This is a genomic window from Sphingomonas sp. (assembly GCF_051962185.1).
In the GTDB taxonomy this organism is placed as follows: Bacteria; Pseudomonadota; Alphaproteobacteria; order Sphingomonadales; family Sphingomonadaceae; genus Sphingomonas.
This window is the reverse complement of sequence record NZ_JBQCCN010000089.1, coordinates 1-9,273: the sequence shown is the minus strand read 5'-3', so window position 1 is coordinate 9,273 and position 9,273 is coordinate 1. Positions and strand designations below refer to the sequence as shown.

General features: G+C 66.3%; 8 protein-coding genes and 1 pseudogene. 4 read left to right on the top strand and 5 right to left on the bottom strand.

The window, feature by feature from the left end; translation table 11 throughout:
- The first annotated feature begins 185 nt into the window (after positions 1-185).
- The 4 genes from nhaA to ACTHJR_RS05420 all read left to right on the top strand — a co-directional run bounded on the left by nhaA (position 186) and on the right by ACTHJR_RS05420 (position 4,263).
- A complete protein-coding gene (nhaA, locus tag ACTHJR_RS05435; RefSeq protein ID WP_440522107.1) occupies positions 186-1,349 on the top strand; it encodes a Na+/H+ antiporter NhaA in 1,164 nt (387 codons plus the stop codon).
- Positions 1,349-2,353, top strand: a complete 1,005-nt coding sequence (locus ACTHJR_RS05430) for a histone deacetylase family protein (protein WP_440522106.1) — start codon at positions 1,349-1,351, stop codon at positions 2,351-2,353. Before nhaA ends, ACTHJR_RS05430 begins: the two co-directional genes overlap by 1 nt.
- Entirely contained in the window at positions 2,354-3,577 is a 1,224-nt protein-coding gene (locus ACTHJR_RS05425; RefSeq protein ID WP_440522105.1) for an MFS transporter, read from the top strand. It begins immediately after the preceding gene.
- A 173-nt stretch (positions 3,578-3,750) separates the two neighbouring features.
- A complete protein-coding gene (locus ACTHJR_RS05420; RefSeq protein WP_440522104.1) occupies positions 3,751-4,263 on the top strand; it encodes a hypothetical protein in 513 nt (170 codons plus the stop codon).
- 61 nt (positions 4,264-4,324) lie between these two features.
- Here the strand turns inward: ACTHJR_RS05420 and ACTHJR_RS05415 are convergent, their stop codons facing one another.
- The 5 genes and pseudogenes from ACTHJR_RS05415 to ACTHJR_RS05395 form a co-directional block, all read right to left on the bottom strand.
- A complete protein-coding gene (locus ACTHJR_RS05415; RefSeq protein ID WP_440522103.1) occupies positions 4,325-4,738 on the bottom strand; it encodes a nuclear transport factor 2 family protein in 414 nt (137 codons plus the stop codon).
- Between the two features lie 190 nt (positions 4,739-4,928).
- A complete protein-coding gene (locus ACTHJR_RS05410) occupies positions 4,929-5,858 on the bottom strand; it encodes an electron transfer flavoprotein subunit alpha/FixB family protein (protein WP_440522102.1) in 930 nt (309 codons plus the stop codon).
- Positions 5,855-6,604: an electron transfer flavoprotein subunit beta/FixA family protein gene (locus ACTHJR_RS05405; RefSeq protein WP_440522101.1), complete on the bottom strand. Its 750-nt coding sequence runs from the start codon at positions 6,602-6,604 to the stop codon at positions 5,855-5,857. Before ACTHJR_RS05405 ends, ACTHJR_RS05410 begins: the two co-directional genes overlap by 4 nt.
- Positions 6,605-6,833: 229 nt before the next feature.
- Entirely contained in the window at positions 6,834-8,033 is a 1,200-nt protein-coding gene (gene sucC, locus ACTHJR_RS05400) for an ADP-forming succinate--CoA ligase subunit beta (RefSeq protein WP_440522100.1), read from the bottom strand.
- Positions 8,034-8,246: 213 nt separating this feature from the next.
- Positions 8,247-9,003, bottom strand: a pseudogene (locus ACTHJR_RS05395) (IS5 family transposase).
- Positions 9,004-9,273: the final 270 nt, after the last annotated feature.

The following is a 9,273-nucleotide window of genomic DNA, read 5'->3' as shown; positions in this document are numbered from 1 at the left end:
AGGGCAATCGCATATGGCGCGAAATCGATGCTCGGGCGCATGTTTCGAATCCGACGCGTCGGCGACCTGCAATTTTCGAATCCAAACGGGGCTCTTCGTGTACGATCGGAATCGAAAATTTCCATATGCGATTGCCCTGCCTAAAGGGGGGAGCTTTAGATGACCGGCATGACGGAGGGCGAACGGTGGCAACAACCAAACGCGGGCTCATCCTCCAGCGCTTCCTCAAGGACGAAGCCGCCGGCGGGATCGTCCTGATCGCCGCCGCCGTGCTGGCGATGATCGCCGCCAACTCGCCGTTCGCGGCGGGTTATTTCCATCTGCTCCACGCTGAAACCGGTCCGGTCCTGACTTCCAAGCTCGGCCCGATGACGGTGCATCTGTGGATCAACGACGGCCTGATGGCCTTGTTCTTCCTGCTCGTCGGGCTCGAGATCAAGCGCGAGCTGGTCGGCGGCGAGCTCGCCTCCGCCGACAAACGCCGCCTGCCGATTCTCGCGGCGCTCGCCGGCATGGCGGTGCCGGCCTTGCTCTATCTCGCGATCACCGGCGGCGCGGCGTCGGTGCGGAGCGGCTGGGCGATCCCGGCCGCTACCGACATCGCCTTCGCGATCGGCGTGCTGGCGCTGGCCGGGCCACGCGTGCCGGCGTCGCTCAAATTGTTCCTGACCACCGTCGCGATCGTCGACGACATGGGCGCGGTGGCGATCATCGCGGTCTTCTACACGCATGGCTTGGCGCTCGCGGCTTTGGGCGGCGCGGTGCTGGTGGCGGCGGCGATGGCGGTCCTCAATCGAACCGGCGTGAAGAGTCTCTGGCCGTACCTGATCGGATTCGCGGCGCTCTGGTATCTGGTGCTGCTGTCGGGCATCCACGCGACGATCGCGGGCGTGGTCGCGGCGATGCTTATCCCCGGCGGTACCGAGGACCATTCGCCGCTCCATCGGCTCGAACATGCCCTGAGCCCCTGGGTCGCCTTCGCGATCGTGCCCTTGTTCGGGTTCGCCAATGCCGGCGTGTCGCTGGGGGGAATGAGCCTCGCGACGTTCGGCCAGCCATTGGTGCTCGGCATCGCGCTGGCGCTGTTCCTCGGCAAGCAGGCGGGCATCTTCGCCAGCGTCCGCTTTGCCGCGGCGTTGCGTCTCGCGGTCCCGCCGGAGGGCGCGAGCTGGGCCCAGGTCTATGGCGTCGCCTTGCTGTGCGGGATCGGCTTCACCATGAGCCTGTTCATCGGCGGGCTCGCTTTCCCGGGCAGCGAGACGATGATCGATCAGGTCAAGCTCGGCGTGCTCGCCGGATCGATCGTGTCCGCGCTGGCCGGGTTCGCCGTCCTCAAGGTGGCGAAGTAATGCGCAAATTCTTCGATTCTCGGCAATTGCACCACGCGCCCGAGCGCGAGCTGCACAATGGCGGTTTCACCGATTATGCCGAGAAGCCGTCGCGCGCGCAGTCGATCCTCGCGGCGATCGCGAGCGCGGAAGCGCCCGCGGATCGCGGCGAGGACCCGATCCTGGCGGTGCATGACGCGGGCTATGTCGCCTTCCTCAAGACCGCGGCAGCGCGCTGGGCGGAGGCGGGGCGGCCGGGCGATGTCGTCGGTTATGTCTGGCCGGTGGTCGGTCGGCGGCCGCTTCGGCTCGAGCGGATCGACGCGCTGATCGGGCAATATGGTTTCGACGCCGCGACCCCGATCACGCCGCAAACCTGGGAAAGTGCCTATTGGAGCGCGCAGTCGGCGCTCGCCGCGACGCACGCGGTGCTGGCCGGCGAGCGTGCCGCCTTTGCGTTGTGCCGTCCGCCCGGCCATCATGCCGGCGCCGACTATTTCGGCGGCTATTGTCATCTCAACAGCGCGGCGATCGCGGCCCAGGCGGCGCGCGACGCGGGCAGGCGACGCGTCGCGATCCTCGATATCGACTATCATCACGGCAACGGCACGCAGGACATCTTCTGGACGCGCGGCGACGTGTTCTACGCCTCGCTTCACGCCGATCCGGCGACCGATTATCCCTTCTATTGGGGCCATGAAGACGAGCGGGGAGAGGGTGAGGGGCTCGGCGCGACGCTCAACCTGCCATTGCCCCAGGGCACCACGCTCGGCGCGTTTCGTACCGCCCAGGCGCGGGCGCTGCGCGCGATCTCCGATTTCGGCGCCGAGTTGCTGGTGGTGAGCTTCGGCGCCGATACCTATGCCGGCGACCCGATCTCCGCCTTCCGGCTCGAGACGCCGGATTATGCCATCCTCGCCGCCGACATCGCCGCCGCGGGGCTACCCACCGTGATCGTGATGGAAGGTGGCTATGCGGTCGACGCGCTGGGGGCGAACGTCGCGAGCTTGCTCGGCGGGTTCTAAATGGCGCTGGCGAAAGGCAGTCCCGATTATCGCCGGCTGACACTGGCGATGCTGTTCGCCGGCTTCTCTACCTTTTCGCTGCTCTATTCGGCGCAGCCCTTGCTGCCGTTGTTCGCGCACGATTTTCACCTGAGCGCGGAAGCCGCTAGTCTGGCGGTTGGATTGGCGACGGGGCCGCTGGCGATCGGCATCCTGGTCGCGGGCGCGCTGTCCGATCGCTGGGGGCGGCGGCCGATGATGGTCGCGGCGATGTTCCTGGCCGGCGCGTTCAGCCTGGCAACCGCGGCAGCGCCGGGCTGGCCGGCGTTGCTCGCCCTGCGCTTCTTGACCGGGGTCGCGCTGGCAGGCGTGCCGGCAGTCGCGATGGCCTATGTCAGCGAGGAGGTCGATCATGCCTCGGTGGGGTCCGCGATGGGTCTCTATATCGGCGGCAGTGCGATCGGCGGGATGGCGGGACGGCTCGGGGTGAGCCTGCTGACCGACATCGCCGGTTGGCGCGGCGCGGTGGCGCTGGTCGGCGTGGCGGGGCTAGTGATGGCGGAGGCGTTCCGCCGGCTCGCTCCCGAATCGCGACATTTCGTACGATCGGCGCCGCCGCCGGGGGAGGTCGCGCGCGGGTTCGTCGGCCTGTTCCGCGACCGCGCCATGCCGCTCCTGTTCCTGGAGGCGTTCGTGCTGATGGGCGTGTTCGTCAGCATCTACAATTATGCCGGGTTCCGGCTGATGGCGGCGCCGTACGGATTGGGCCATGCCGCGGTCGGCGCGATCTTCCTGCTCTATCTGCTCGGCTCGTGGAGCTCGGCCTGGTTCGGCGGCGTGGCCGGACGGTTCGGGCGGCGGCGCATCTTCTGGATGCCGGTCGTGCTGCTGATTGCCGGGACCGCGCTGACCGCGGCGCAGCCGCTGACGCTGGTCGTGGCGGGCATCGGCGTGGTCACGATCGGCTTTTTCGGCGCGCATTCGATCGCCAGCGCCTGGGTCGGCCGCCGCGCGCTCGGGCGCCGGGGGCAGGCGGCGGCGCTCTATCTGTTCTTCTATTACGCCGGGTCGAGCGTGCTGGGTTCCTTGTGTGGAATCGCCTGGACCCGCGCGGGCTGGCCGGGCGTGACCTGGTTCTGCATCGCACTGGGCGCGGTCGCGTTGGTCGCGGGCCTGGTGCTGCGGACGATCCCGCCGCTGCCCGAGAACGAGGCCCCGCCGTCCAAGCCGCTGGGGACCGATTGATTTTTTTGGGGCGCGGGAACCGATCGCCCGTATCGAGCGTTGATTACCAGCTTGAACGAAAGAGAGAGCATTTAGACGATCAGACGCTTCGTGCGTAGGATCGTCCTAGGGAGCCCCGCCGCACATCGTGCGACGGGGCTTACTTTTTACGGCTTGTCGCTTCGTCTCGATCGTTGACCGGGTCACGATACGCGATAGACCGTGAGCCGCTGACGTTCGATACCATCGGTCCCTATCGCCTGACCCGGGCCGATCTGTTCTGGGCTTCGCTGATCATCAGTTTCCGCTTGGGCTCGCGGGGGACGTTGCTCACCTGTTATTCTCTGGCGGCGGCGTTGATCGTCCTGATCGTCATCGGGTTGTTGTCCAGCGACTATGTGATCGTTGCGCTTGCCGCCTTCTGGCTGACCTGGCTATTCATGATCGGGCCGGCCTTGCGGTCGCTCAAGCGGAGCCAGGACATCTATATGTCCTTCGATCCGGAAGGCATCGTCGCCCAAACGCCGACCACGCGGACCATCTACAAATGGTCGACGATGGATCGCGCGGCATGCGTCGGGTCGCGCCTTTTCCTGATGGTCACCGGCCGATGCGCGCTGGTGGTGGCGGAGCGCTATACCAGTCGCGCCAATCTCGAAGCCATCATCGCGACGGTGGATGCCCATCGGCGGGCCGGGTCCGCTTAGCGCGCGACGAGAGCGAACCGGTCCGGCCGTCCTCGGCCGCGAGCAAGCGCGTTGCAACGAATTAGGGGGCGGGCGCCGCCACCACGGTTTCTTGCGCGGCGATCGCCTGCCAGCGGCCCGCGCGCCAGAGGAAGATATCGGTGAAGCGAACGCGACCGACGACCTTTCCATCGGGCGCGATCTGGGTGTTGAGGCCGCGGACGATACCGGTCGCGCCCTCGACGCGGGCGGTCATTTCGCTGAGCTGGAGGCGGGACGACGGCCGTTGAGGGAGGCGGGCCAGCATGTCGGTACGGCGCACGATCACGCCCTGCCAGTTATTGTCGGCGAAGTCCGGTGCGAGGTGGCAGGCGAGGGCCGCGCCGTCGCGCGCTTCGAGCGCGGCGACCCAGCGGTCTTCCGCTTGCCGCAGCCCGGCAGGCGTGCGCGGTTCGGTTGGGCACGCGGCAGCGAGTGCGAGCAGCAACAACGGCATGGGTCAGACTCCGCCGGCGGGGACGGAGGTGGATTACCACGCCTCGCTTCCTCCAAACAGCAACGACGCGGGAGCAAGTCCCGCGTCGTCGTCGGTCGGCGCCGGAGCGCCGCCGGCCGTGCCCGCGTGTGCGCTCCTCGCTTCGCATGTTCGCACCGGCGCGTAGCCACCGGCTACGCGCCTCGCGCGGTCAGAGCTTCGATGTCAGCTCCGGCACGATCTTGAACAGATCGCCGACCAGGCCGATGTCCGCGACCTGGAAGATGGGCGCGTCTTCGTCCTTGTTGATGGCAATGATCGTCTTCGAATCCTTCATGCCCGCCAGATGCTGGATCGCGCCCGAGATGCCGATCGCCATATAGACTTCGGGGGCGACGATCTTGCCGGTCTGGCCGACCTGATAGTCGTTGGGGACGTAGCCCGCATCGACCGCGGCGCGCGACGCGCCGACCGCGGCGCCGAGCTTGTCGGCGAGCGGTTCGATCACGGTGTGGAAGTTCTCGCTCGAGGCGAGCGCGCGGCCGCCCGAGACGATCACCTTGGCGCTGGTCAGCTCGGGGCGTTCCAGCTTGGCGATCTCGGCATTGACGAAGGTCGACACGCCCTTGTCGCCGGTCGAGGCGACCTTTTCGATCGCGCCGTTGCCGCCCTCGGCCGCGGCCTTCTCGAACGCGGTGCCGCGCACGGTCAGGACCTTCTTGGCGTCCCTGGTCTGAACGGTGGCGATCGCGTTGCCGGCATAGATCGGACGCGTGAACGTATCCTCGCCTTCGACCGACAGGATGTCGCTGATCTGCATGACGTCGAGCAACGCGGCGACGCGCGGCGCGATGTTCTTGCCGTTGGTGGTGGCCGGCGCGACGAACGCGTCATGGCTGCCCATCAGTTCGGCGACGAGCGGCGCGACATTCTCGGCCAGCGCATGCGCATAGGCTGCGTCGTCGGCGACATGGACCTTGCCCACGCCGGCGATCCTGGCGGCGGCGGCGGCGACGCCGTCGACGCCCTGGCCGGCGACCAGCAGATGGACCTCGCCCAGCTTCGACGCGGCGGTCACCGCGGAAAGCGTGGCATCCTTGACGGCCGAACCGTCATGCTCAACCCAGACGAGCGTCTTCACTTGGCAACTCCCAGAGCCTTGAGTTTGGCGACCAGCTCATCGACATCGGCGACCTTCACGCCGGCGGTGCGCTTGGCCGGTTCGACGACCTTGAGGGTCGTCAGGCGGGGGCTGACATCGACGCCGTAATCGCCCGGCGCCTTGGTCGCGAGCGGCTTCGACTTCGCCTTCATGATGTTGGGCAGCGAGGCGTAGCGCGGTTCGTTGAGACGCAGGTCGGTGGTGACCACCGCCGGCAGCGTGAAGCTGTCGGTCTCGAGGCCGCCATCGACTTCGCGGGTCACCGAGACCTTGTCGCCTTCGACCTCGACCTTCGACGCGAAGGTGCCCTGGCCCCAGCCGGTGAGTGCCGCGAGCATCTGGCCGGTCTGGTTGTTGTCGTCGTCGATGGCCTGCTTGCCCAGGATCACCAGGCCCGGCTGTTCCTCGTCGCAGATCGCCTTGAGGATCTTGGCGACGCCGAGCGGCTCGACCTTGTCGTCCGTTTGCACCAGGATGGCGCGATCGGCGCCCATCGCCAGCGCGGTGCGCAGCGTTTCCTGCGACTTCGCCTCGCCGATCGACACTGCGACGATCTCGGTCGCGACGCCCTTTTCCTTCAGGCGGATCGCTTCCTCGACCGCGATCTCGTCGAACGGGTTCATCGACATCTTGACGTTGGCCAGGTCGACCCCCGTCCCGTCCGCCTTCACGCGGGGCTTCACGTTGTAGTCAAGCACGCGCTTGACCGGCACCAAGACTTTCATTCCATCCACTCCTGTGGTCCCAACTCCTTTCCCGGGGAGGAGAGGAGGAGGTAGTCCAAACCTTCTCCAGAGGGAGAAGGATAGCGCAGCTTGGCAGCTCGCTGCCTAGCCGAGCTTGGATGAGGGGATATGCTCTCGATAGGGTGATCCCCTCACCCAGCTACGACTAGGGCCTTGCTGCGCAAGACCCAAGTCTACGCAACCCTCTCCCGACGGGAGAGGGGAAAAATCAAGCCGCCTTCTTCACTTCCGCGACGATCTTCTGTGCCGCGTCGCCGAGATCGTTGGCAGGAACGATCGCCAGGCCCGAATTGGCCAGGATGTCCTTGCCCTGCTGGACGTTGGTGCCTTCGAGGCGGACGACCAGCGGCACGCTCAAATTCACTTCCTTCGCCGCCGCGACGATGCCCTCGGCAATGATGTCGCAGCGCATGATGCCGCCGAAGATGTTGACCAGGATGCCCTTCACCGCGGGGTCGCTCAGGATGATCTTGAACGCCGCGGTGACCTTCTCCTTGTTGGCGCCGCCGCCGACATCGAGGAAGTTGGCCGGGAACATGCCGTTGAGCTTGATGATGTCCATCGTCGCCATCGCGAGGCCGGCGCCGTTGACCATGCAGCCGATGTCGCCGTCGAGCTTGATATAGGCGAGGTCGTATTTCGACGCTTCGAGCTCGGCGGGATCCTCCTCGGTCTCGTCGCGCAGCGCGAGCAGGTCCTTGTGGCGGAACATCGCGTTCGAATCGAAGCCGACCTTGGCGTCGAGCACCATCAGCTTGCCGTCGTCGGTGACCGCCAGCGGGTTGATCTCGATCTGGCTGGCGTCGGTGCCGAGGAACGTGTCGTAGAGCTTGCCGGCGACCGATGCGGCCTGCTTGGCGAGGTCGCCGGTCAGGCCGAGCGCGTTGGCGACGGCGCGGCCGTGATGCGGCATGAAGCCGGTCGCGGGGTCGACGTCGAACGTGTGGATCTTCTCCGGCGTGTCGTGCGCCACGGTCTCGATGTCCATGCCGCCTTCGGTCGAGACGACGAACGCGACGCGGCCGGTGACGCGGTCGACCAGCGCCGCGAGGTAGAATTCCTTGGCGATGTCGACGCCGTCGGTGACGTAGAGGCGGTTGACCTGCTTGCCGTGCTCGCCGGTCTGGACGGTGACGAGCGTGTTGCCGAGCATGTCGGCTGCCGCTGCGCGAACCTCATCGAGCGTCTTGGCGAGGCGGACGCCGCCCTTGGCGTCGGGGCCCAATTCCTTGAACTTGCCCTTGCCGCGGCCACCGGCATGGATCTGCGCCTTCACGACATAGAGCGGCCCGGGCAGCTTCTTCGCGGCCTCGACCGCTTCGTCGACGGTCATCGCGGCATAGCCGGCGGGCACGGGCACGCCGAACTTCGCGAGCAGTTCCTTGGCCTGGTATTCGTGGATGTTCATGAAGGGGCCTTCTCTCGGGTTTTCGAAGAAAGAGAATGGGAGGGCCTTAAGCACAGCGGGAAAGATGAATCCACCCCCGCTCGCCTTGGGTGATCGATAGGGATATCCACATTCCCTCGGACTCGGTTGACGGCCTTCGATCCTCCCCCGCCAGGTGGAGGTGGCGCCGAAGGCGGCGGAGGGGGCGGTCGGCGATCCATTTAGGGTCCGGACTCATAACCACCAGATGACGGTGGCGGCGATGGCGATGGTTGCCATGAAGGTTTTGACGTTGCGGTCGAAGCGCGTGGCGACGCGACGCCAGTCCTTGAAGCGGCAGAACATGCGCTCGATGACGTTGCGCTGTTTGTAGATGGCGGGATCGCAGTCGAGCTTGGTTCGGCGGTGGCGTTTGGGCGGGATGACGGCGGTGGTGCCGCGCTCGGCGAGCCAAGCGCGCAAGTCGTTGCTGTCATAGCCCTTGTCGGCGACGAGTTCGGCGGATGGTGGCATGGCCGCGATACAAGCTTTGGCGACGCGCATGTCATGGACGTTGCCGGGGGTCAGCAGGAGGACGTGCGGCCTGCCCTCTTGTCGCAGATGGCATGGAGTTTGGTGTTCCGGCCGCCACGCGTCTGGCCGATAGCATTAGCCAAGGCCCCCCTTTTGCGCCGCCGGCGGTGCGGTGGACCTTGATGCAGCTACTGTCGATGAAGAGCCGGTCGGGCGCGTCCTCCGCACCCGCGAGCGCTGCGAAGATACTCTCCCACACTCCTCGCTCGGCCCAGCGCACGAAGCGATTGTAGAGCGTCTTCTTCGGCCCATAGACCTGCTCGGGGCAGTCGCCCCACCGCCCGCCTGACTGCAGCGCATGGACGATACCCGACAGCACCCGTCGATCGTCTACCCGCGGCATCCCTCGCGTATCTGTCGGCAAAAGCGGCGCTATCCGTGCCCACTGCGCGTCCGAAAACCAGAATAAACCCGCCATTCCCAACGCCTCCTCACCCGAGGCATTGAATCATCCCTCACTCCCCTTGGGAATCCTCTTTATGGGTCCGGACCCTAGTACAGTGCTTCCTCCCCTTCCGTCGGGCTGCGCCTGCCACCTCCCCATGGCGGGCAGGGCTATCGCATTTGAGCGAGGAGGCTGAAGAGGAAGTGGTCGTTCCATGAGGCTCGTTTGATTTTGCCTTTGATGGATCCTTTGTCTGGGTGGTGTCTGAGGAGGTTGAGAGCGAGCTTTCGGATGAGAGCGAGG

Coding starts and splice junctions, on each gene's coding strand:
- sucC (WP_440522100.1), bottom strand. CDS start 8,033: ATGAACATCCACGAATACCAGGCCAAGGAACTGCTCGCGAAGTTCGGC.
- ACTHJR_RS05425 (WP_440522105.1), top strand. CDS start 2,354: ATGGCGCTGGCGAAAGGCAGTCCCGATTATCGCCGGCTGACACTGGCG.
- ACTHJR_RS05415 (WP_440522103.1), bottom strand. CDS start 4,738: ATGCCGTTGTTGCTGCTCGCACTCGCTGCCGCGTGCCCAACCGAACCG.
- ACTHJR_RS05405 (WP_440522101.1), bottom strand. CDS start 6,604: ATGAAAGTCTTGGTGCCGGTCAAGCGCGTGCTTGACTACAACGTGAAG.
- ACTHJR_RS05430 (WP_440522106.1), top strand. CDS start 1,349: ATGCGCAAATTCTTCGATTCTCGGCAATTGCACCACGCGCCCGAGCGC.